This is a genomic window from Flavobacteriaceae bacterium HL-DH10 (assembly GCA_031826515.1).
Taxonomy (GTDB): Bacteria; Bacteroidota; Bacteroidia; order Flavobacteriales; family Flavobacteriaceae; genus Thalassobellus; species Thalassobellus suaedae.
This window is the reverse complement of record CP134536.1, coordinates 2,807,455-2,832,314: the sequence shown is the minus strand read 5'-3', so window position 1 is coordinate 2,832,314 and position 24,860 is coordinate 2,807,455. Positions and strand designations below refer to the sequence as shown.

Annotated in this window: 21 protein-coding genes; 10 read left to right on the top strand and 11 right to left on the bottom strand. The window is 32.1% G+C overall.

The annotated features are described in order from the left end of the window. Positions 1-3 precede the first annotated feature (3 nt). The 9 genes from RHP49_12010 to RHP49_11970 all read right to left on the bottom strand — a co-directional run bounded on the left by RHP49_12010 (position 4) and on the right by RHP49_11970 (position 10,182). A complete protein-coding gene (locus RHP49_12010; GenBank protein ID WNH11620.1) occupies positions 4-681 on the bottom strand; it encodes a sulfotransferase family 2 domain-containing protein in 678 nt (225 codons plus the stop codon). Then, complete coding sequence (locus RHP49_12005; protein ID WNH11619.1) at positions 678-2,174, bottom strand: class I SAM-dependent methyltransferase; 1,497 nt, start codon at positions 2,172-2,174, stop codon at positions 678-680. The genes RHP49_12010 and RHP49_12005 overlap by 4 nt, the downstream gene beginning before the upstream one ends. Beyond that, a complete protein-coding gene (locus tag RHP49_12000; GenBank protein WNH11618.1) occupies positions 2,167-3,138 on the bottom strand; it encodes a hypothetical protein in 972 nt (323 codons plus the stop codon). The genes RHP49_12005 and RHP49_12000 overlap by 8 nt, the downstream gene beginning before the upstream one ends. A 53-nt stretch (positions 3,139-3,191) precedes the next feature. After that, on the bottom strand, positions 3,192-4,436 hold the full coding sequence (locus tag RHP49_11995) for a polysaccharide ABC transporter ATP-binding protein (GenBank protein ID WNH11617.1): 1,245 nt from the start codon (positions 4,434-4,436) through the stop codon (positions 3,192-3,194). 148 nt (positions 4,437-4,584) lie between these two features. Next, on the bottom strand, positions 4,585-4,935 hold the full coding sequence (locus tag RHP49_11990; GenBank protein ID WNH11616.1) for a four helix bundle protein: 351 nt from the start codon (positions 4,933-4,935) through the stop codon (positions 4,585-4,587). Between the two features lie 84 nt (positions 4,936-5,019). After that, the gene (locus tag RHP49_11985; GenBank protein WNH11615.1) at positions 5,020-5,880 is read right to left on the bottom strand and encodes an ABC transporter permease; all 861 of its coding nucleotides are present in this window, start codon (positions 5,878-5,880) and stop codon (positions 5,020-5,022) included. Positions 5,881-6,227: 347 nt separating this feature from the next. Continuing rightward, positions 6,228-6,566, bottom strand: a complete 339-nt coding sequence (locus RHP49_11980) for a GIY-YIG nuclease family protein (protein WNH11614.1) — start codon at positions 6,564-6,566, stop codon at positions 6,228-6,230. Between the two features lie 346 nt (positions 6,567-6,912). After that, the gene (locus RHP49_11975) at positions 6,913-9,375 is read right to left on the bottom strand and encodes a polysaccharide biosynthesis tyrosine autokinase (protein WNH11613.1); all 2,463 of its coding nucleotides are present in this window, start codon (positions 9,373-9,375) and stop codon (positions 6,913-6,915) included. A 9-nt stretch (positions 9,376-9,384) separates the two neighbouring features. Continuing rightward, entirely contained in the window at positions 9,385-10,182 is a 798-nt protein-coding gene (locus tag RHP49_11970) for a polysaccharide biosynthesis/export family protein (GenBank protein WNH11612.1), read from the bottom strand. A 103-nt stretch (positions 10,183-10,285) separates the two neighbouring features. On the opposite strand from RHP49_11970, the gene RHP49_11965 reads away from it, so the two are divergent. The 7 genes from RHP49_11965 to RHP49_11935 all read left to right on the top strand — a co-directional run bounded on the left by RHP49_11965 (position 10,286) and on the right by RHP49_11935 (position 20,286). Then, entirely contained in the window at positions 10,286-12,151 is a 1,866-nt protein-coding gene (locus RHP49_11965) for an ABC-F family ATP-binding cassette domain-containing protein (GenBank protein ID WNH11611.1), read from the top strand. Between the two features lie 86 nt (positions 12,152-12,237). After that, positions 12,238-13,008, top strand: a complete 771-nt coding sequence (locus RHP49_11960; protein ID WNH11610.1) for a class I SAM-dependent methyltransferase — start codon at positions 12,238-12,240, stop codon at positions 13,006-13,008. A 240-nt stretch (positions 13,009-13,248) separates the two neighbouring features. Beyond that, on the top strand, positions 13,249-13,821 hold the full coding sequence (locus RHP49_11955; protein ID WNH11609.1) for a cob(I)yrinic acid a,c-diamide adenosyltransferase: 573 nt from the start codon (positions 13,249-13,251) through the stop codon (positions 13,819-13,821). 415 nt (positions 13,822-14,236) lie between these two features. Beyond that, the gene (locus tag RHP49_11950) at positions 14,237-14,458 is read left to right on the top strand and encodes a DUF2795 domain-containing protein (GenBank protein ID WNH14419.1); all 222 of its coding nucleotides are present in this window, start codon (positions 14,237-14,239) and stop codon (positions 14,456-14,458) included. Positions 14,459-14,610: 152 nt separating this feature from the next. Then, positions 14,611-17,964, top strand: a complete 3,354-nt coding sequence (gene secA / locus RHP49_11945) for a preprotein translocase subunit SecA (GenBank protein ID WNH11608.1) — start codon at positions 14,611-14,613, stop codon at positions 17,962-17,964. 220 nt (positions 17,965-18,184) lie between these two features. Next, positions 18,185-18,724 carry a helix-turn-helix transcriptional regulator gene (locus RHP49_11940; protein WNH11607.1) on the top strand — a complete coding sequence of 180 codons (540 nt, stop codon included), beginning with the start codon at positions 18,185-18,187 and terminating at the stop codon, positions 18,722-18,724. Positions 18,725-18,825: 101 nt separating this feature from the next. After that, positions 18,826-20,286 carry a serine hydrolase gene (locus RHP49_11935; GenBank protein WNH11606.1) on the top strand — a complete coding sequence of 487 codons (1,461 nt, stop codon included), beginning with the start codon at positions 18,826-18,828 and terminating at the stop codon, positions 20,284-20,286. A gap of 147 nt (positions 20,287-20,433) precedes the next feature. Here the strand turns inward: RHP49_11935 and RHP49_11930 are convergent, their stop codons facing one another. Both RHP49_11930 and RHP49_11925 read right to left on the bottom strand, forming a co-directional pair. After that, positions 20,434-21,126, bottom strand: a complete 693-nt coding sequence (locus RHP49_11930; protein ID WNH11605.1) for a peptidoglycan DD-metalloendopeptidase family protein — start codon at positions 21,124-21,126, stop codon at positions 20,434-20,436. Between the two features lie 52 nt (positions 21,127-21,178). Next, the gene (locus RHP49_11925; protein WNH11604.1) at positions 21,179-21,868 is read right to left on the bottom strand and encodes a hypothetical protein; all 690 of its coding nucleotides are present in this window, start codon (positions 21,866-21,868) and stop codon (positions 21,179-21,181) included. Between the two features lie 297 nt (positions 21,869-22,165). On the opposite strand from RHP49_11925, the gene RHP49_11920 reads away from it, so the two are divergent. From RHP49_11920 to RHP49_11910, 3 genes are read left to right on the top strand one after another with little or no spacing between them, the layout of a single operon-like run. Next, the gene (locus RHP49_11920; GenBank protein WNH11603.1) at positions 22,166-23,386 is read left to right on the top strand and encodes a sulfite oxidase; all 1,221 of its coding nucleotides are present in this window, start codon (positions 22,166-22,168) and stop codon (positions 23,384-23,386) included. Further along, positions 23,386-23,859 (top strand): monoheme cytochrome C, encoded by a 474-nt coding sequence (locus RHP49_11915; protein WNH11602.1) that lies wholly within the window; start codon positions 23,386-23,388, stop codon positions 23,857-23,859. The genes RHP49_11920 and RHP49_11915 overlap by 1 nt, the downstream gene beginning before the upstream one ends. Positions 23,860-23,890: 31 nt before the next feature. After that, positions 23,891-24,766 carry a sterol desaturase family protein gene (locus RHP49_11910; GenBank protein WNH11601.1) on the top strand — a complete coding sequence of 292 codons (876 nt, stop codon included), beginning with the start codon at positions 23,891-23,893 and terminating at the stop codon, positions 24,764-24,766. Positions 24,767-24,860 lie beyond the last annotated feature (94 nt).

Here is a 24,860-nt window from a genome sequence, read left to right as displayed (position 1 = left end):
GTTTTATAAAAATCGTTTAAGTATATTAAATCCAGTTCTGTTATCTTCAAAAGAATACTCCAATTTTAAAATGTCTTCTGCATATTTATTCTGAACCATTTTAATTTTAGAATTTGTATAAAAATTGGAATAATTTTTTACACGCAAACTCTTATTTCGATGTTCATTAAACTTTTCGTTTATAGAAAGTCTGTCTAAAACTAATTGAATATCGGAATCAAAATTCTCAAATCTTCCTATAAAATCTAATTTATAATTCTCTTCATCAAAAAATTCAGTTTGTGCTAACAAATGATCTCCTAAATAATGACTTCCCGAAGTATTTATTAAGATACGTTGAAACTCATTTTTTTTATCTAAATAGTCTTTAAAACTTCCTTTTACTCCTGCAAAATCTTGAATAAATAAGTAATCTGAATAAGCTCTGTCCCATGGGTTTCTTACAAAAGCAAATTTAAAATAACTAGTCCATTGTTCCTCAGTAACCAACCCTGTTTCTATAAGTTGTTTTGATGTAGCATGTTGCATATGCAGTTGCCGCTTAGGACACCACCCAAAAAGTCGCTCATAATCTGGATTATCAAAATGAAATTTAACACCAGGATGAAAAAAAGAATTTATACTAGTTCCTGCTGTTTTAGGTATATGTATAAAAATACATTTATGTTGATGAGAAATCACTTAATAACTTTTTTAATTTTTTTTAATATTCTATAAATTAAACTGTCTTTTTCATTTTGTGAAAACTTAGCGGGTTTGACTCTCATCAATCCACATTCTTTCTTATCAGCTATAATGACAGATGTACTATTATACTCACCAACTTTATAAATTCTTTCAAAATCACCTACACGTGTTAGAGTTTCAGTGATTGGCTCATGATAAAAGGTTATATCAGATATAAAGTTCGGTTCATTGTCATATGCTGCTATAATTAATCTCAAATTAGTATGTTGTACTATTGAGTTAACCAAATCCAAATAAGATTTATACTTCTTTTGATGAATTAAAACATCTAAACAAATAACTATATCCTTTTTATCAAAATCAAATATTGAACTACCTATTAACTCAAAATTCCAATTTGGTTTTTTAATTCGTCCCTTTTTAACTGCTTCCAACGATAAATCTAAACCCAAGTATTCTTTAAAATCAAATACATGAATAATCTCTAAATCACCACAACCTACATCTAAAACTGAAATGACTTTACTATTATTACCAAAACAACTTTTTAAAAGCTTTCTTTTATATAATAAAGTATAACCTCTGGAGCCAATACCACTGCCTAACTCTGGAAAAAATGCGTATCTGAAATCCCAAAAAATACTATTTAAATGGCTAGAGCGGATTGAATTAGAGATTCTTTTATTTACAATATCTATAACATTATCAACATTATATAGCCCTATCTTTTTTAATTTTATTTGAGTATCAATTGCAACATGAAAGTGAATTATTTTAGGTGATACATTCAAATTGGTTTTTACATGAATTGGATAGTTCCATTCAACCCCAAGATGCGTTGTCTTTTTACCTAAACTAGCCATGGCCAGAGTAAACCCTACTTGATCGGCATGTTTATCATATTTCTCCCCAAATAAATCAGCATGTTCAATACACCACAGTGCATAACGTTCCCATGCTGGCTTTAAAGTTTTTAAAAACGTTTTTGAAATAATATAAAGCCCTCCGTTACAATTATTCCAGTCTGTTAGCTGTTCTTCTTTTAATGGAAATGTAGTTACCGCCTGGTTAACAGAATAATTATGCTCAGAAAATATGCGCTCTAAAATATTTAAAGGTGGATTAGGAAAATCGACCACCTTTGCATACACGTCTTTTTTAAAAACCAAGCCATCTAAACTTACAACAGCTGTATCACAATCCATTAAAAACACATAGTCATAACCATCTAATTGCTCAAAGGTTTTTAACTGTACTAACTTATTACAATATTTGTTTCTTGCATCAAAAGATGTTTTTTTAATAATATTTACTTGTTTGGTGTTTAGATATTCCAAAAACTCTTGTGGCACATTACCAACTATATGAATAAAAATAGTTTCTGGTTTAACACCAATACTTATTAAATTAACCAACCAAATATAGGCTTGAGTAGCCATTAATGGAGAGTAATCAAGTACACAGGAGAAAGCTATTCTTTTATGCATTGTTATTTTTTTGAAAATAGTTCCAAATATTAACTGCAATGCTTACAACATCATCAATTTCAAGTTTTAAATTCTTATTTTCATTTATAATACTCGTATCTTGATAATTAAACCAACTTGTATCCCCTTTAAAAAAAGTATTAGAGATATTTGTATTTAATTTGTTATATTTTGATAAAATCAAGCTTGAATCTTTTATCTCTAATTCTAATTCACCTTCAATAGATATTGCATCTCTAATTAAATTAATTAAAGTATTATTTGCTCCGCCGTCATGCTTATTAATATTAAACTGATTAGCTAACCTCATGAATTCTATTGATTTACTTCCTAAACTTTTGTTATTTACACCAATGTTATCTATACATTTACTAGTATCGATATTAAATATTTTAAAGAAACTATCAACTATACTATCTTTCTTATTAAATGGTTTTATTATCATATTTTCTAATCCAAAAACATTACTCCATTTATTAATTAAATACTCATAATCAAAAATTTCTTGATTATCTTCATAATAAGACATAATATCATTGCTATACAGATTATTAAAATTATGCCTCTTTATTATTTGATTATACATTGACAATAAAAATTCGTCTTGCCTTCTTAAAAAAAGTATAATTTTAAAATTAAAACCATACCCTTTAAAAAATTCAAATAATCGTTTTGGCACTTCATAACCTAAAAAATGGTCACAACTGATTAATGAGTATATTTCTGTAGATATTAATATTCTATCTTGCTTAGATTTAATTATCTCATCTATTAACTTCCCATATAGTCTCTCAGCTTTTTCTGGTAATACTTGCTGCACATAACTTGGAACCTCATTCATTAATGAAAAAGCTAAATAATTTTGGGCTTTTATGTTGGTTTCGGAATAAAATAAGTTTTTGGACTTTAGATATTGTAAATTATTTTGCACAAATTTTTGTATTGCACTAGTACCTGTTTTCATAGTGCCAATATGAATATAGATTGTTTTATTTTGTTTCTTAAAAATATTCATCTCTACAGAATTACTTTTTCAGACCATTTTCCAACAAACTGCACAGGAGCAACTGCTGTTAAAACATCTGTAACCAATATGCTGGCTATATTACTGTTATAATAATAAACCTCTCCTCTATTTCCAAGAGGTGAAATTTGATTTATAGCTATTGATATTGTATAATTACCTGCGCCTAATAATAATGATGGTATTGTTGTTTCTATCTCCACTTGTCCTTTCCCTGAAAAATCAACATTATTTATACTAGAAAAAACATTGGCAACAATTTTAGTGTCAACATCAATAAAACCATAACTAATAAAATATTTTGTAACTTCATCTTTCACATGCAAACTTACTGTCAATGTTAAAGGATGTTGAAATTTTGTTTCTAGAACGACAACTTTATAATCAACCCCGTTCAAACTAAAATTTAAAAGTTCTACTTTGCCATTACCATACTTTATTCCATCACTATTAACTTGCATTAATTCAGAATAATAATCTTGTATTCCTTTAGAAACATCATCTGTATAAATTAAAGACATTCCATTTCTCATCAATAACACTTTATTTGCCACTCTTGCTACTTGGGGCATAGAATGTGATACAAAAATAACTGCTGTGTTTTTTAATAACTCACCTATTCTATTTAGACATTTTACTCTAAATCCTAAATCACCCACAGCCAATACCTCATCAATAATCAATACATCGGGTTCCATTTGTGCGGCTACTGCAAAGCCCAAGCGTACTTTCATGCCAGAGCTATAGTTTTGCACGGGCATGTCTATAAACTCACGTATTTCGGCAAAATCTATGATCTCTTCTACTTTACTGTCAATTTCCTTTTTGGTAAAGCCCAATACCGCCCCATTGTTATAAATGTTTTCGCGACCGCTTAAAATGGGGTTAAACCCTGCACCTAACTCTATGAGCGCGCCCACACGCCCTTTTATGGTTACTTTTCCAACATCTGGGTTTATTAAACCATTTAATATTTTAAGTAAGGTAGATTTTCCTGCCCCGTTATGCCCTATTAAACCCAAGCATTCGCCACGGCGTAACTCGAAATTAATATCTTTTACTGCCCAAAATTCTTTATCGCGTAACTGCCGGTCTTGTTTATTACCTCTAACATTAGAAACTAGATCTTTCACTCCATACCACAGACTTGTTTTTAAGTCTTTACAGAATTTTTTACTTAGTCCTTCTACCTTCACAAGGACTTCGTTATTTGTTTCTATGTGTTTTTCTTCTATCATATTCTTGTTCGTGAAACGTGGTTCGTGAAACGTTGTACGTGAGACGTGAAACGGAGGTCGGGAGTCGATTCACCTTTCACGATTCACCATTCACCTTTCACGATTTTTTCACCATTCACGTTTCACCTTTCACGATATTCACGATTTTTCACGCTTTCCGTTTCAAATAATTTCTAAACCCCAGCAATAGTTGTTTTACTTTCATAATCAATTTTTCTAATGCTTCATTTATACTAATATATTTTAATCTTACTGCTATCAAATACTGTGTTTCCAACTCGGTTAACGACCCTAAAGCTATTGAAATAAATTGAATCAATTCTTTATCTCCTTTTCTGCCAGCACCTTCAGCGATATTAGAAGGTATCGAAATAGCTGCTCTTCGTATTTGACTGGTTAACCCATAACGCTCATCATCGGGAAACTTAGTGGATATGCTATAGATTTCTTCAACCAAATCCATACTATATTTCCAAACATCTAAATCTTTATGTTCCATATTTTTTTATTTCGTGAAGCGTTTTTCGTGAGACGATATTCACGATTCACTTTTCACTTTTCACGATCTTCACAATCCACGTCCCTAGGCACTCATTCGTTCTAAAAATATAGGAATCGATATTCTATAAAAAATTAATCCTAAAAGAAACAATGGTATGCATGCCAACATAATCCATAAATAATAATATAAAAAGCTAGGGTCTGCCCCTACTATAAAATCTCTTGAGGTTACTATTAGTGCTGTAAACGGATTTAACTCCATGATCGTTTTTAATAATCCTGTTTTAGGAATCACATAGACTACGGGTGTTACATACATGAGTAAACTTAAACCCATAGAAACCACCCGCATCACATCGGTATACAACATACCCAAAGGCGTAATAAACAACCCTATGGTTATACCAAACAACATAGCACCCAAAACCACAAATGGCAATAGCAGTAAAGACATATGAAAACCTACACCAAAAATAAACACAAAGGCTAACAGCAGAGCTACTTTAATACTGCTATCAAACAAGAGCCTATAGATGCCCGAAACAATAAGAGCTTCTTTAGGAAAATTAATTTTAGCCATAATGCCTTTAGAGGCATTGGTACTGCTAAGCGGCATGTTTATAGCGCTATTAATAATAGACCAAATAAGAGTGCCCGAAAAAGCAAATACAGGATATGCAATACCTGTGTCTGTAAGCTTTATGGTGCCTGTATAATTTAAGAAAATCCAAACAAATGCTGTTGTTAATGGTGCTATAAACGCCCAAATAATGCCAAAATAAGACTGTCTGTATTGTGCCTTTAAATCTCTAACCGTTAACTGTTTTGCCAAATATAAAGAACGCCTTGTATCGCTTAAAGTGTCTTTAAGCAAATTAAGCAGGCTTATTTTATTTTCTTTTTGATATATTTTGGTTTCTAATGGCATAGATTCTCTGGACAATTAGCTGTTTATCATCAATGTATTATATGTTTTCTGCTTAAAAGAGTAAATATAATCAGGTAAATGTTTTGAAAAAAATCATTTAAAGTAAAAAACTGATATATTGTAAATATGAACTACTTTGAGATGCTGAAATGAATTCAGCATGACAGAGTTTTGTCATTCCGAACTTGCCTGTGCTGAACTGGTTTCAGTATTTCGGAATCTATCTCATCTTAACTAGATACTGAAATAAATTCAGCATGACAAATAATGAACGAGTTGTCATTCCGAAGGTGTTTCGGAATCCCTTCCTATATATTTTAGATGCTGAAACAAGTTCAGCATGACAAATCAACTCACTTCTGTTATTCCGAACTCGTTTCGGAATCTCGCTTAAACATATCAAGGTCTAAAGGCGTCCACAAGTTTTTCCATTCTGGGTTATGACTTTCAATAAGATTGATTTTCCAATCTCTATGCCAATTCTTTAATTGCTTTTCTCGCTTTATAGCATCGTCTATATATTGAAACTCCTCGAAATAAACCAATTGCTTTAGTTTGTATTTCTTTGTAAACACAGATCCTTTACCTAATACATGGCGTTCCATTCTATCGTCTATGCCTCCAGTAACCCCAATGTAAAGTGTTCCTCTGGGTTTGTTGGTTAGAATATAAACCCAATAATTGTGATACGCGCGTTTCAAGGTTTTGGTTTTGTTTATTATGGTTCATTAATAGATGCTGAAATGAATTCAGCATGACAAATAATGAACGAACTGTCATTCCGAAGGTGTTTCGGAATCTGTTACTAACTAGCTTGTGGAGATGCTGAAATGAATTCAGCATGACAAATAATGAACGAACTGTCATTCCGAAGGTGTTTCGGAATCTGTTACTAACTAGGTTGTGGAGATGCTGAAACCAGTTCAACATGACAAATCAACTCACTTCTATCATTCCGAAGGTGTTTCGGAATCTCCTGCTAAAGACTCACCGTATTTTGGCAGCCAAAAACAATTCATCCATTTTAAATGGTTAATTATAATACATTTATGCCTTTTTAAAAACCTTTTTCAGCTTATGCCATAAACCTTTTTTATGTTTTCCATCATCATGATACCCATTAGCATAATTTCCATAGCCATAACCATAGCCATAGCCGTAACCATAACCATAGCCATATTTTGCTTTTTGGTCGTAGCCATTATAAATTAAACTGATATTCTTTATCTGCTTCGTTTTGTATTTTTCGTTTATAAAATTAAGCATCCCTTTTTTGGTGTAATCTTGCCTAATCACATATAAAGAAGCATCTACATAGTCTATTAACCCTAAAGCATCGGCTACCAAACCTACTGGTGGCGTATCTAAAATAATATATTCGTATTCCTTTTTTAAAATGGTAATTAACTCCCCTAATTTTTCACTCATTAATAACTCTGAAGGATTTGGAGGAATAGGACCTGATGTGATAACATCTAAATGTTCAATTTCTGTTTTTTGAATAACCGATTCTAAGGTGGCCTGACCAATTATATAATTAACCACACCTGTATCATTGTTTATACCAAAATCTCCAAATATCTTTGGTTTCCTAAGGTCTAAGCCTAATAAAATCGTTTTCTTTCCGCTTAAAGCAAAAACGGTTGCTACATTAATGGAACAAAATGTTTTTCCTTCACCACTTACAGAGGATGTTACCATTAAAGTTCTTGCGCCATTTAAGTCTTGAGACTTATAAAAGTACTGCAAATTAGAACGAATAGCTCTAAATGCTTCGGCTACTGCCGATTTTGGCTTTCTATGAACTACTAAATTATTATCCAGTCTGTTTTTACCAACAACACCCAACATAGGTATAGCCGATAATTTTTCAACATCCATAGGGCTGTTGATATTTTTATCTATAAATGTGAAAACAAAAGCTAGTAATAACGGAATTATTAGTGCCGTGAAAAAAGCAAAAACATAACGAATATTAAGGTTTCTCCCCAAAAGTTGAGCTCCCGTATTTTTTGCAGGATCAATGATTAAAATATCGGATACATTGGAGGCTTTAATCATTTGAGCTTCACCGCGTTTTGCTAAAAACGCATTATATGTTTGCTGACTTAAGGAGTATTGCCTTTTAATAGTTAATAATTGCTGTTGATCTTCGGGCAACTTACTAAATTGAGATTCAATACTATCAAGTTTAGAATTTACGGTAACTAATTCTCTTTTTAAACCATCAGTAACCGAACTGATATTTTCTAAAAGCACATTTTTCAAGCCTTCTATTTGCCGATTTAAATCATTAAAAATAGAAGCATCACTACGAACAGAATATTGCAATTTTGATTTTTGAACCGAAAGCTCATTAATTTTAGAAACATTACTTAAAATATTGCCATCACCAATACCAGCAACAGAAGGCGCAGGTATTTCGGTAAACGAACTACTTGTTAATAAATAGTTTTTAAGATTAGAATAATAATTTAATTGCCTGTCTATAGATTCTTTTTCGCCTTCTAGTTTCGTTAGTTTATCATTTAGCAAACCGCCTTCATTATCGAGACTATAAATTTTATTTTTCTTTCTATAGTCGTTAAGTGCTTCAACATTATCGGTTAATTCTCCTTTAACCCTAGATATTTGTTCATCTATAAAACTTATAGCGTTTGTAGCAAATTGGTTTTTTCTGCTTAATTGATCTTCACTTAATACGGCAATAACGCCATTTAAATAATCAACTATTTTTTGAGTATTTTTATCTATAAGTGTAATATCTAATATAGGTGAGTTAAGACTACTACCTACATCCAATCGACCGCGATAACTAGCAACCGCACTATCAAAATTTATAAATTGAATAAAAAAAGGAGTCCCTATAATAGCGTTACGATTTTCAGCCAAATTAATAACACCTTTTAAAAATGGAAGGTCTATAGTTTCTCCTAATTTAAATTGTTTTTTATAAACCCCTACAGGAACACTAACAGTAGATATCTCTTTTGTAATATAGTTTTGAACCCGAGCTACTGGATTTAAAAATTCTACTTCCAACTCGTAGGACTCTGCATTTAAAAACGTGATTTTTACAGGAATATTTAAAAGTTGTGGCGCATTATAATCATGATTGAATCTAAAAGGTGCTGATTTATAAACATCTTGCATTCTAAACCTGCCTTGTTTTAAATAACTTTTATAAAACTCTAAACGGTCTACTACTTTTTCATGATGGGTACGCGATTTTAAGGTTACAATCATGGTTTGCACCTTAGATGTGACACCTCCCCAATTAAAAGTTAAACTCGCATTAGATGTAAAAAGCGGGTTACTATCATCCTCCACAGAAATTTTGGTTCCAAGTCGATATGAAAACTCTTCTCTTATATTTTGTTGGTACACATAAAAAACACCAACAGCTAAAAGCAGTAAAAAGAATTTCCAGTAACTTAAAGCTCTAAATAAAAACTTATTTACATCGAAACCACTAGCGCTTGATTCTGAATCTTCAAATTCTTCAATCATAATTTAAACTTAAAGATTTTTAGTTAAAAAATACGTTGAAACTATTACAGACAATATTGTCGCTACCGAAGTTAAATTTTGAAAAGCTGTTTGTCCTGCTCCAATAGCTTTACGTTTTAAAGGCTTTACCAAAATAATATCGTTAGGCTGAATATAGTAGTAAGGTGAATTCATAGCAGCAATATCTGTTAAATCGATATGATGTATTTTTTGGCCATCAGGATACTGCCTTATAATTAAAACATCCGTTCGGTCTCCCGTTTGATTAATATCACCTGCATTTGCTAAGGCTTCAATAATATTAACACGATCTTGAAAAAGCGTCTGAACCCCTGTACCCACTTCACCAATTGTGGTATATCTTAACCCTGCTAGTTTTACGGTTACAAAAATTTCGGCAGTTTCTTTAAAATACTGTGCTATTAGTTCTGTTTTTACTTTCTCTTCAATTTCATCTATAGTAAAGCCCAATACATTAATTTCTCCTAAAACAGGAAATTTAATATTGCCATGTAAATCTATTGTAAAGCCATTAAAGTAAAGACCCGATTGTCCTTGCAAAGCACCTCCTCCATTACCTCCTACTGGATTAAAAATAGACGTTAACTCATTATCTAAGGCTTTAACCTTGATACTTAAAATATCATTAATTTGAACTCTATAGGGTTTTGACAGTTCCTTTATAGCAATAGAATCATTAATTATAGTGCCTTTGTCTTGAAGGTAAACAACATCTTTATTCGTTATACATGAAGAAAACAGCGTGCTAATTACCAAGCAAATAACTAAGAAACAATTTTTTACCATAAAGAGATTTGATTTATCACAAATATAAGTTTTCACCTTGAACAATAAAACTTATAGTCTGTTTTTTGGTTTTTTATCCGTTATTTGCAAAAAAACAAATTCCTTGAATTACTTAACAGTAGAAAACATATCAAAATCTTACGGAGAATTAACCCTTTTCGAAAACATTTCATTTAGTGTTCATAAAGATCAAAAGATTGCTTTTGTGGCTAAAAATGGCACAGGAAAAACATCTATTTTAAACATTCTCTCTGGTGATGACGAATCGGATTCTGGTAATGTAACCTATAGAAAAGACATTGTCGTTTCTGTATTATCTCAAGATCCTAAATTTGATAGTACTCTAACTATTGAAGAAACTATTTTTGCTAGTGACAATCCAATTTTAAAAGTCATTTCGAACTACGAAAAAGCACTTTTAAATCCGAATGATTCTGATGCCTACCAACAGGCTTTTGAAGCCATGGAACAACACCAAGCATGGGATTTCGAAACCCTATACAAACAAATACTTTTTAAACTAAAACTTGAAGATTTAAGTCAGAAAGTTGGGGTATTGTCAGGCGGACAAAAAAAACGTCTTGCTTTAGCAAATGCTTTAATAAATAAACCCGATTTATTAATTCTTGATGAGCCTACCAACCATTTAGATTTAGAAATGATTGAATGGCTTGAAGCTTTTTTTTCTAAAGAAAACATGACACTTTTTATGGTTACGCACGACCGCTACTTTTTAGAACGTGTTTGTAACGAAATTATAGAATTAGACGAAGGACAACTATACAGTTATAAAGGTAACTACTCATACTACCTAGAAAAACGAGAAGCCAGAATAGAGTTAGAAGCAACCGAAACAGGAAAAGCCAAACAGCTTTTTAAAAAAGAATTAACCTGGATGCGTCGCCAACCTAAGGCTAGAACAACAAAATCTAAATCTAGAATTAACGATTTTGCCGATATCAAACACCGCGCACACCAACGCAGAAACGACCATGAAGTTCAGTTGGAATTAAACATGGAACGTTTAGGAAGCAAAATTCTAGAATTTCATAAAGTATCAAAAGCATTTAAAGACAAAACGATTTTAGATGGCTTTAATTACATGTTTCAAAAAGGAGAACGTGTTGGTATTATTGGTAAAAATGGCACAGGAAAAACCACTTTTTTAAACATTTTAACAGAAACTGACAAGCCCGATTCTGGAAAAGTAATTAAAGGAGACACTGTTAAATATGGATATTACACACAAAACGGCATCATCATAAAACCAGAGCAAAAGGTTATTGATGTTATTAAGGAATTTGGCGATTATATTCCGTTAAAAAAAGGCAAACAAATAAGTGCGCAACAACTTTTAGAACGCTTTTTATTCAGCAGAAAAAAACAATACGATTTTGTTGAAAAACTAAGTGGTGGCGAGCGTAAACGTTTATATTTATGTACGGTTTTAATTCAGAATCCTAATTTTTTAATTCTAGATGAACCTACAAACGATTTAGATATTGTTACTCTAAATGTACTTGAAAGTTTTCTTTTAGACTTCCCTGGTTGCGTTATTGTAGTGTCTCACGATCGTTATTTTATGGATAAAGTTGTCGATCACCTTTTAGTTTTTAAAGGCGATGGTATTATTGAAGATTTCCCTGGGAATTACACCGATTACAGAGTATATGAAGACAGCCAACCCGTAATTTCTAATACCGCTTCAGAAGACAAGAAAGATAAAAATGCTTGGAAAAAGAACGATGAAAACAAATTATCATTCAACGAAGAAAAAGAACTTAAAAATATTGAGAGCAAACTAAAATCTTTAACTTTTGACAAAAAAGAATTAGAAAACAAATTCAATAATCCAGATTTATCTCAAGACGATATCAATAAGTTATCAGAAGCATTACAAAAAATTATTAATACTATTGAAGCTAAAGAAGAACGCTGGTTTGAGTTATCGTCTAAACTTGAAGATTAAAATAGTTTGCAAGATGCAGTCTCAGCTTGCAGTCAAAAAAAAAAAGAGTAAACATTTAATTTTTCGATACGATTTATAATACATCTATGTATCAAATTATTCAATACATAAAATTCTTATTTAAGTCTACCAATCAACATGGTGTACACTCCCCTTTTGTTTACGATTTGGTGACTAAATGTTTTTATGATAAATCAAAATACGCAGCATATAAAGACATTTTAAACTACAAAAAATCACTTTTAAAAAGCAAAGCTAAAATAAAAGTAACCGATTTAGGCGCTGGGTCTCAAGTTATGAAACAGCAAGAACGCTCTGTTTCAAAAATTGCAAAACATGCTGGCACTTCTAATAAACGAGCGAAACTTTTATACCGCCTAACTAATTATTTCAAACCTGAAAACGTATTAGAATTAGGCACCTCCTTAGGTATTGCAACACATGCAATTAGCTTAGGAAATAATAAAACAACTATTACAACTATTGAAGGTTGCTCGAATACATCACAATTTTCAAAAGAAAATTTAAAATCATTTCAAGTAAAAAACACGCATCTTATTACAGGAAATTTTAATACTGAAATAAAAAAACTTACCTCAAATAATTACGATTTTATTTTCTTTGATGGGAATCACCAAAAAGAAGCTACTTTAACTTATTTTGAAACCCTTTTAGAAAAAGCAAACAACGATTCTGTATTTATTTTTGATGATATTTATTGGAGTTCTGAGATGACAGAAGCTTGGGAAACCATAAAAAAACACCCCAAAGTTACTGTTACTATGGATACGTTTTTTTGGGGATTTGTCTTTTTTAGAAAAGAACAGAATAAAGAACATTTTACAATTAGATACTAATTCTTATTCATGCGAGGGCAAGAATCTAATTTTTGGCTTCTAAATATAAGCTCTTCCCTTATCAAGAATAACAAAAGTATTTCGAAATTCGTAGCAAAAACTTTTAGTTTTCAACTTATAACTTTTAACTTCGTAACATGAAACATCTATAACTAAATCTTGATATCCAAGGAAAGAATAAAAATAGATGCTACATGTGACTCCCAATAACTATCGGGATGAAAAAAATAATATAGACACATGAAAATCTACACCAAAACAGGCGACAAAGGCACTACTGCATTATTTGGAGGTACACGCGTACCAAAACATCATATTCGTATTGATAGTTATGGAACCGTTGATGAATTAAACTCGCATTTAGGCTTAATTCGCGACCAAGATATCAATCAACATTACAAAGACCTATTAATTCATATTCAAGACAGACTATTTACTGTTGGCGCTATTTTAGCAACAGATCCTGAAAAAGCGATCTTAAAAAACGGAAAGGAACGTTTAAACATCCCTAAGATTTCTATTGAAAACATAGAACGCTTAGAGCAAGAAATGGATGCTATGAATGAAGCTTTACCGCCTATGACTCATTTTGTGCTACCTGGAGGACATCAAACGGTGTCATTTTGTCATATAGCCCGTTGTGTTTGCCGTAGAGCAGAACGTTTAACGTCTGCACTTAGCGATATGGAATCTATAAACCCAAATACTTTAATGTACTTAAACCGCCTTTCTGACTACCTATTTGTGTTGGCACGAAAGTTGTCTTACGATTTACAAGCAAATGAAATTAAGTGGATTCCTGAAAAAGAATAAATACTAATTAAAGTTAATATTTGCGCTAGGGATTATTCAATGATTAATATTTTAAATTAATGAAATCATGAATACGTTGTATTTGTAACGGCATCCTTTTTAAAACATAGAAACGTTATTACGAGGCCTTTTTTTGCCGAAGTAATCTACTAATTAAAAAAGATTACAACATCGTTTCTCTTCTCGTAATAACGAGTATAGAGCTTTTAAAAAGATAAAACAACAACCCGAACCTTATGGAAGCGCCCAAATAATAGATAAAAAAATTGCTTATTATTATTAACAGAGCATAAATAAATTTCAACTGTTTAGATAACAAAAGAGTACGTTCTTAAAATTAATGATTAAATAATTCATTTTTTTCTTGTGTGTTTAAACTAAAAATTTATTTTTGCAAAAAATTAAACACAAAGAAATGTATTGGACATTAGAATTAGCATCTTATTTAAGTGATGCACCTTGGCCTGCAACCAAAGACGAATTGATAGATTACGCAATTAGAACTGGCGCACCGTTAGAAGTTGTTGAAAATTTACAGTCAATTGAGGATGAAGGAGATTCTTATGACTCTATTGAAGAAATCTGGTCTGATTATCCAACAGATGAAGATTACCTATGGAATGAAGATGAATATTAGTAAAGCATAAAGAATAGTTAAAAAGTCTCGAATTGAGGCTTTTTTTTTGTCCTAATCTTTAAACAAATGTATCTTTGGATGCATTCAAAATATATAATATTAAAACAAACACAACTAGGTTAAAACCCTAGCTTAATATAAAATAGACACACATGAGTTTTTTAAATTCTGTACTTAAAGTATTTGTTGGTGATAAATCGAAACAAGATGTTAAAGCCATAACCCCAATAGTTGAAAAAATAAAAGCTTTAGAAGCTAGCACAAGTAGTTTATCTCATGACGAGCTTAGGGCAAAAACAATCGAGTTTAAAGCGACTATAACAGAAGCCATTAAACCTATAAATGACGAAATTTCAAAACTTCTTGAAGAAGCTGAAAACACAGAAGATATTGATAAACGGGAAGATATCTACGAGGCTGTAGACAAACTTAAAGACGATGCTTATCATAAAACCGAAGCCGTTTTAAACGATATTTTACCTGAAGCTTTTGCTGTTATAAAAGAAACGGCTAAACGTTTTACAAACAACACTGCTATTACAGTTACAGCAAGCACTTACGATAGAGAATTATCTGGAGAGAAAGATTATGTAACACTTGATGGCGATAATGCTACATGGGCAAACTCTTGGGATGCTGCTGGAAAACCAATTACTTGGGATATGGTACATTACGATGTACAACTTATAGGTGGTATTGCCATGCATCAGGGTAAAATTGCCGAAATGCAAACGGGTGAAGGTAAAACCTTAGTAGCTACCTTACCTATGTATTTAAACGCTTTATCTGGACAAGGTGTTCATTTAGTTACAGTGAATGATTACTTGGCTAAACGTGATAGCGCGTGGATGGCTCCTATTTTTCAATTTCATGGTTTAACTATAGACTGTATTGATTATTACCAACCTAATTCTCCTGAACGTATTGCCGCCTACAATGCCGATATTACTTACGGAACCAATAACGAGTTTGGTTTTGATTACTTACGTGATAATATGTCGCATACACCAGAAGATTTAGTACAACGTCCACATCATTTTGCAATTGTTGATGAGGTCGATTCAGTATTAGTTGATGATGCACGTACGCCATTAATTATTTCTGGTCCAATTCCAAGAGGCGAACACCATGAGTTTACAGAATTAAAACCTAAGGTTGACGATATTGTTTCAGTACAACGCAAATATTTAACAGGTGTTTTAGCAGAAGCCAAAAAACTTATTGCGGCTGGCGATACTAAAGAAGGTGGTTTCCAATTATTGCGTGTATATCGTGGTATCCCTAAAAATAAAGCCTTAATTAAGTTTTTATCTGAAGAAGGCATCAAACAACTCCTTCAAAAAACTGAAAACTTTTATATGCAAGACAACAACCGCGAAATGCCAAAGGTTGATGCTGAATTATACTATGTTATAGAAGAAAAAAATAATCAAGTTGAATTATCAGATAAAGGTATTGAATACATCTCAGGAAAAGATAATCCAGATTTTTTCATCTTACCAGAAATAGGTATTGAAATTGCTAAAATTGAAGCTCAAGGTCTTTCATCTGAAGAAGAAGCAAACCTTAAAGAAGAGTTATTTAAAGAATTTGGTGTAAAGTCTGAACGTATTCACACGCTTAACCAACTTTTAAAAGCCTACGCTTTATTTGAAAAAGACACCCAATATGTGGTGATGGAAAATAAAGTCATGATTGTTGATGAACAAACAGGACGTATTATGGATGGTCGTCGTTATAGTGACGGACTACACCAAGCGATAGAAGCTAAAGAAAATGTAAAAATTGAAGATGCTACGCAAACTTTTGCGACAGTAACCCTTCAAAATTACTTTAGAATGTACCGTAAACTATCTGGTATGACAGGTACAGCGGTTACAGAAGCTGGTGAGTTCTGGGAAATCTACAAATTAGATGTTGTTGAAATACCAACTAACCGCCCTATTGCTAGAGATGATAAAGAAGATTTAGTTTATAAAACAAAACGCGAAAAATACAATGCGGTAATTGATGATGTTACAAAACTATCACAAGCTGGTCGTCCGGTTTTAATAGGTACAACATCGGTAGAAATAAGTGAGTTACTAGGTAAAATGCTTAGTATTCGTAAAATACCTCACAATGTATTAAATGCAAAACAGCATAAAAAAGAAGCCGAAATTGTAGATCAGGCAGGTAAAACAGGACAGGTAACTATTGCCACCAATATGGCAGGTCGTGGTACTGATATTAAATTAAGCGACGAAGTAAAAGCTGCTGGTGGTTTAGCCATTGTAGGTACCGAACGCCATGATTCGCGTCGTGTAGACAGACAATTACGTGGTCGTGCAGGTCGTCAAGGAGATCCAGGTAGTTCACAGTTTTACGTATCGCTAGAAGATAACCTCATGCGTTTATTTGGTAGCGAACGTATTGCAAAAATGATGGATAAAATGGGGCTTAAAGAAGGTGAAGTTATCCAGCATTCCATGATTTCAAAATCTATTGAACGTGCTCAGAAAAAAGTTGAAGAAAACAACTTTGGAGTTCGTAAGCGTTTATTAGAATATGATGATGTTATGAATGCGCAACGTGAGGTTGTTTACAAACGTCGTCGTCATGCATTACACGGAGAACGTTTACGTGTAGATTTAGCAAATATGATTTTTGACACGTCTGAAGGCATTGCTGAAATAAACAAAAACGCTAACGATTTTAAAAACTTTGAGTTTGAATTAATTCGTTATTTCTCTATGAGTTCACCAGTATCTGAAGCTGAATTTGGTAAACTTTCAGCACAAGATATTACATCAAAAATATACAAAAGTGCTTTTGAGCATTATAGAGCAAAAATGGAACGCAATGCCGATATTGCATTCCCTGTTATTAAAAATGTATACGAAACACAACGTGATAAGTTTAAACGTATTGTTGTGCCTTTTACAGATGGTATTAAAACATTAAATGTGGTTACCGATCTTGAAAAAGCGTATGAAACAAACGGTAAACAATTAATTACCGATTTCGAAAAAAACATCACACTTGCTATTATTGATGATGCTTGGAAAACCCATTTACGTAAAATGGACGAGTTAAAACAATCGGTACAATTGGCAGTTCACGAACAAAAAGACCCTTTACTTATTTATAAGTTTGAAGCTTTCGAATTGTTTAAAGCCATGATAGACCAAGTGAATAAAGATGTTATTTCATTCTTATTTAAAGGCGAGTTGCCTCAAGAAACGCAAAGCACCATACAAGAAGCTAGAGCGCGTAAACAGGAAAAACTGAATGTACAAAAAGATGAAATCCCTAATTTAGATGAGCGTTCTGCACAAAACAGAGCAGCAGGAAACACACAACAACAAAGAGAAGTTGTTGAAACAATTGTACGCGATAAACCAAAAGTTGGTCGTAACGATCGTGTTACCATCAAACATATTATAAATGGTGAAAACAAAACGTTAAAGTACAAACAAGCTGAACCTTTAATCGCCAAAGGCGAATGGGTATTGGTGGAAGATTAACCGTTATTCCTGCATGAGCAGAATTCTATAATAAATTTAAAATCCTGATAGTTTCTATCAGGATTTTTTTATGAATAACATTAAAAATACAAACTTGATTTTATCAGAAAAATCATCTAACTTCGTTTAACATTAGACATAAAATATTTATGCTGAATTTATTTCAGTATTAAAACGATTTCATATCAAGTCGTTAGGCAACATTTAAGAACAACTTCGAATGTCAAAACTGAAAAAAAACAGAAAAAAACTTAACTTGACACAGGAAGAACTTTCTGAAAAATCAGGGATTTCTATAAGAACCATACAACGTATTGAATCGGGGAATGAACCCAAAGGACAGACACTTAAATTATTAGCGAAGACTTTAGGAATAAAAGAAAATGAATTGCTTAAAAAAGAAGAAACCAAAATTGAGATTAACGTCACCTTAATAAAGATTATCAACCTATCTTCATTGCCTTTTACTATAATCCCACCTGCAAATATTATTATCCCACTTGTTTTAATGTTTGCAAAAAAGCAATTTAATCCATTGACAAAACAAATTGTTTCCATTCAAATTTTATGGCTAATATTTTCTGTCATTATTTTTATGTTGACTTCATTTGCAAAAAAATGGTTTTCGCTTGGGAACAAGTTTACTTTAATCGTCATGATTTTATTGGTTTTGTCTAATGTGTTTATCATCCTTAGAAACGCGGTCGAAATTGACAAAAAAGGGAAGTTGTTTTTCAGACTGAATTTCAGTCTTATATGAGCCTTTCGTGAAAATGGCGGTATATTGTCAGGATATTGGCGAGTAGATTTTTATGATGAAAATCATCAGGAATCGCATTTTTGCAGAAAAAAATTATACGTATGACAAAACAAATTTTCTTTAGCGTAGCTTTTCTTGTTTTATCTATTTTTAATACCATTGCACAAACAGATAAAAACTCAGACTTATTTATCGAACTCAAAAAGCAAGACAGCATTTTCTTTGAACGTGGGTTTAACCAATGTGATTTGGATTATTTAGAAAGTCACATAACGGAAGATTTAAAATTTTACCACGACCAAAGCGGATTCCAAGACAAAAATGCCTTCTTTGAAAATACTCAAAAATACATCTGTTCTAATTCAGAACAAAAGCCAATCCGAATAGTAGATACAAATAGTTTGGAAGTATTTCCCCTCTTTAACAACGGAAAAATATATGGTGCCATACAGATCGGTGTCCATCATTTCTATTTAAGGGAAAATGGCAAAGAAGATGTATGGACCAGCACAGCAAAATTCACACATATTTGGATTTTAAAAAATGAGATTTGGAAGTTGAGCGAAGTGCTGAGTTACGACCATCACGACCCTGTTGTTGAAAACCCGGAAAATGATATTGAAAAGTTATTGAAAGACAACAACGTTCCTGCATTGGGAATTGGAATAATTGAAAACGGAAAATTGACCAAAGTTGAAGTTTCCGGAACACTCGATAAACAAACAACCGCACCCTATAATACCATCTTTAAAGTAGCGTCTTTAACTAAACCAATTGTTGCCTTGACCACATTAAAACTGATTGACAAAGGACTATTGGATTTGGATGAACCTCTATTCAAGTATTGGATTGACCCCGATATTAAAAATGATGAAAGGCATAAGGAACTTACACCCAGGCTCATTTTAACTCACCAAACGGGCTTTCCAAATTGGCGTTATATGACTGAATCAAATAAACTGGCTTTTCAATTTGACCCTGATACAAAATATCAATATTCAGGAGAAGGTTTTGAATATTTAAGAAAAGCTATTGAAAACAAACTGGGTAAAAGTATTGAAGAGCTTGCTGAGGAACTCTTATTTACACCTCTTGAAATGACAGATACCCGCTTCTGGTGGGATTCGGGAATGGACGAAACCCGATATGCTCAAAACTTCAACGAGAAAGGAGAAAAAATAGTAACCGAAAAATATTATGAAGCAAATGCTGCGGCAAACCTTTTAACCACTGTTGAAGATTATGGAAAATTTTTAGAGCATCTAATTAATGGCGCAGGAATTTCTAAAAATCTATATCAAGAAATAATACAACATCAGGTAACTCTTAAAGAATATGACTTTTTCGGATTGGGTTGGGAAATTTTAGCAGGTTTCAACGATGATGAGTTTGCTTTGCTACATACAGGTAAAGACCCTGGTGTAAGTACATTGGCTATATGGTTCCCAAAATCGAAAAATGGATATTTAATTTTCCTGAACGGAGATAATGTTGATAAAATTTATGAAGAATTACTGACCAAACGACTCTATTTGGGAAATGAACTATGGAATAAGAGATGAAAAATGTTGCCTAACATTTTGTATAAGTAATGGCAGGTAAAGTGCTAAACATCAAGACTTGTAGCCCACTCAAACTGCGTAGCGGTTTGAGTGGGAACTACTATGCAACCTGCCACTACTCATACAATTTATCGTTAAACGAATATTCTAAAATCCCAACTTTAAAATAACATTTGGGTTCGGACAATTACTTAAATAAAACTTTAAGTTTTGCAAACTACACACTCCAGAATAATCTCCTTTAAAACCTTGTATATCTTTTATAATTTGAAAATGTAAATGTGGAGGATAATTACCATTAACAATAGCACCCCCTAAAACTGCAATTTGTTCGCCTTGTTTAATTTTTTCACCAACTTTTAAGCCAGTAATTGAGCTTAAACTTAAATGTCCGTAAAGCGTATAAAATTCAACATTTTTAATATCGTGCTTTAAAATAATGGTTGGTCCGTAATCGCCATAATTAGCATTATTTTTAAAACTATGTACGGTTGCATCTAAAGGTGCAAAAACAGGTGTGTTAACATCACACCATAAATCTACACCTAAATGAATATTTCGCTCGGTAGAACTTTCATCATTAAAATGAGTATTTCGCTTATAAATATTTCGGGTTTCATTATAGCCTCCAAAAGCAACATGAGCATTATGCTTTTTAATATGATTTGTAATATAATCACCTAATGTTGATGCTGAAGACACATCTAATTTATTTAAAACCTTATTATGTATAGATAAATCAATCTCTATATATTTTGAGTTTTCAATAGTTGAATCAATGACTCGTATTGGTTCCTCATATAAATCAAAAAGAAACTCTGAGAAATTTTTAAAAAACATACTTAAAAGTGTTTATTGAAAATAACACAATATGGCTTACTAAAAAATAAATTTATAATTTAACTTCTTGTAAACTAACACCTCTTTTAAGAATAACAATGCCCATTATAAGTAACCAAATCGCTTTTACATGAAATATAGGTTTGTAAATTTCGTAATTATCTGGAATAGCTAAAATAATGCCCATAGCAACAAGTCCTAATAATGCTGTAAACCAACCTAACCATTTGCTTACTATATACCATTTAACAAAAGCAAATCCTAATAACACTAAACCTACACCAGAAAAAATACGCCCAAAACGTATAAAACAAGTTACATATTGGTTAGTAAATAGAATATTGTCTACAAACTCATTTATTTCTGCTGCCGATTTACCTGCTGTTTGTCCAACTCCCCAAGCACCATAATTATAAAAATAAGCCGATGCAATAGCCAAGGTAAAAGTCCCAACAATAAGCATACCTGCTCCTGGCAATATAACAACACGATATGGTTTTCGAGCCGTAATAGATACTAATGAAAATGTAGCAATAGCCATAGTAACCCAACCAAAAATATGAATTCTATACATCCATATCCAATACCAAACATTCTCGCCAATAGCAGTAAAATCTGAAGCTACAATATACTCCCCAATATGATGTGATGATAATGCCCAACCTAACCATAATAGCAGAGCTGCAAAAATAAATGCCCAACCTGTAAAACTGGTTTCGAAATCTTTTTTTTGAACTTTCATAACTAAATGTATTTTTTAATTAGTAACAATATAGATTTATTTAATCCTTTTTAATGTGACAAGTGTTACATAAAAGACTATTCATTATATTTATTTGGGGTAACAATATAATATTTATACAAAGATTGCAAACTGATATCAATCAGCTTAATAACCAATAAAAATCTTTAATATTGATTTATAAATTATATTTAGGACTACATTATTTAACAATTGTAACATTAGTTACACTCTATAATTTTTTGAAGTCGTAATTTGAATACATCTTTATTGTAAGAACTTATTAAATCAATCAAATTGAAAAGAAGAGAGTTTGTAAAAAATGCAACTTTAAGTACGTTTGCAACCCTTATTGGCACAGAGCTTGTTTTTGGTACTAAAATACTTGATGGATACACACCTTTAGCGTTACAAGACCCAGATCCTTTTAAAATGTTTAATAAACATCCTGAAATGATTGTTCTTAACGACAAACCATGGAATATTGAAGCACAAGCGCATTTATTAGATGACAAAATCACACCTAATTCCTGTATGTTTATTAGAAATAATGGACTCGTTCCTGAGCGTATTGATGCTAAGTCTTGGAAACTGACTATAGATGGTGAATCAGTCATTAATAAAAAAGAATACACCCTTTTAGAATTAAAATCAAAATTCAAACACTACACCTATCAATTAGCTATAGAATGTGGTGGTAATGGGCGAAGCGAATTTAATCCACCAGCAAAAGGAAACCAATGGACCGTTGGTGCAATACACTGTGCCTCTTGGACAGGTGTTAGGCTGCGAGATGTATTAGAAGATGCAGGTATTAAAAATGATGCAGTTTATATTGGTTACCATGCTATAGATAAACATTTGAGCATGGATCCTAATAAAGAACCTATTTCTAGAGGTTGCCCCATGCAAAAAGCATTACAAGATGAAACTATTTTAGCTTTTAAAATGAATGATGAGGATATTCCTTTAGTACATGGTTATCCGTTACGCTTGGTTGCTGGTGGATGGCCTGCTTCAGTTTCAGGAAAATGGATCCATACAATTAGCATTCGTAATAAAGTTCATGATGGTACAAAAATGACTGGAACAGCTTATAGAGTGCCTTGTGCTCCCGTAGCTCCTGGCGAAAAAGTAAAAGATGAAGATCTGTGCATTATTGAGTCGATGCCTGTAAAATCATTAATAACCTATCCTAAAACGGGTGCCATCATTAATAAAGGAAAGCCCTTAACTATTAGAGGACATGCCTGGGCTGGAGAACTTGAAGTTTCTAAAATGGAATACTCTATAGATTATGGATCTACTTGGGCAGCCTGTCCAGTTGAAAAACCAGTAAACCGTTTATCATGGCAACATTTTTCAGCTCAAGTAAATTTTCCTAAAGCGGGGTATTATGAAGTTTGGGCACGAGCAACAGATAGTAATGGTATGGCTCAACCTATGTTATTACCAGGATGGAATCCTAAAGGATATTTAAATAATGCGTGTCATAGAATTGCTGTAAAAGTTAAGTGATGATTAGCGAAAAAGTATTCAGAACCTTAATAATAAAAGTGCATCGGTTATTGATGCTTCTTTTGGCGTTATTTGTAATAACAGGAGGTCTTATACTTTATTATATGTCTAATCCTTCGTTCTTTGATTTTAAATCGGAACCTAAAACTATTGCTGTGGCTCCCGTTGAAATTGATGAAGACCGCATTGAAAATGGTATTCATGTTAGAACAGGTTTAGTAGATGCAGAAGGATTAATGTTGGTTGTAAACAATTGTACTAATTGTCATTCAGCAAAATTAGTAACACAAAATAGAATGACTGCAGAACGATGGAATACAACTATTAAATGGATGCAGGAAACACAAAATCTTTGGGATTTAGGAAGAAACCAAGAGGTTATAGTTAATTATTTAGTAACCAATTATCCTCCAAAAGCTATAGGAAGGCGTGCCGTATTAACAGATATAGACTGGTACGAACTAAACAATTAGTAAAATTATATAACATTAAAATACAATTAAAATGGAAAAATATCTAGACGCATTTATTAATGCTTTTCAAGGAAGTGTAAATTGGACATGGAAATCTATAATTTTTGAAGTACCATGGTATACAAACTATTTTTGGGGACTTATAGCAATTTCGCTTTTTGTTTGGCTTTTAGAAATTGCCTTTCCATGGCGAAAAGAACAATCTATTTTTAGACGTGACTTTTGGTTAGATGCATTTTATATGTTCTTTAATTTTTTCATCTTTTCTATTGTAATTAGTGGTGTTTATAAAATTTTAGGATTAGCTTTTGGTGAAATTAATATCACAGCAAAAAGTCTCGCTTTATTCGATATTTCTGAATGGTCTCCGTGGCTACAATTATTAGTATTCTTTATTATACTTGACTTTGTGCAATGGTTTACTCATGTATTATTACATAAATATCCTTTCCTCTGGAAATTTCATAAAGTACATCATAGCGTCAAAGAAATGGGATTCGCAGCGCATTTAAGATTCCATTGGATGGAAAACATATTTTACAAGCCTCTAAAAACTTTTGGAGTTATGATTATAGGGGGCTTTGAACCTGATCAAGCTTATATTATTCATTTCATTGCCATTGCCATTGGTCACTTTAATCACGCCAATATTAAAATTACTTGGGGACCTTTAAAGTACCTTTTAAACAATCCTGTTATGCATTTATATCATCATGCCTATGTATTACCAAAAGGAAAATATGGCGTGAATTATGGTATAAGTTTAAGCCTTTGGGACTATATTTTTAAAACCAATTATATACCAGAAGATAGTGGCACTATAGAAATAGGCTTTAAAGGTGATGATAAATTCCCAAAAGATTTTATTCATCAAAACACCTATGGTTTTAAAAAAGGACAGCGGTAAAAATTTTAGGTGATAAATTAATTTAATACCATTACTATAGAAAACTTATTACTGAATTACTATAGTAATGGTATTATAAAACAGCTATTTTTTA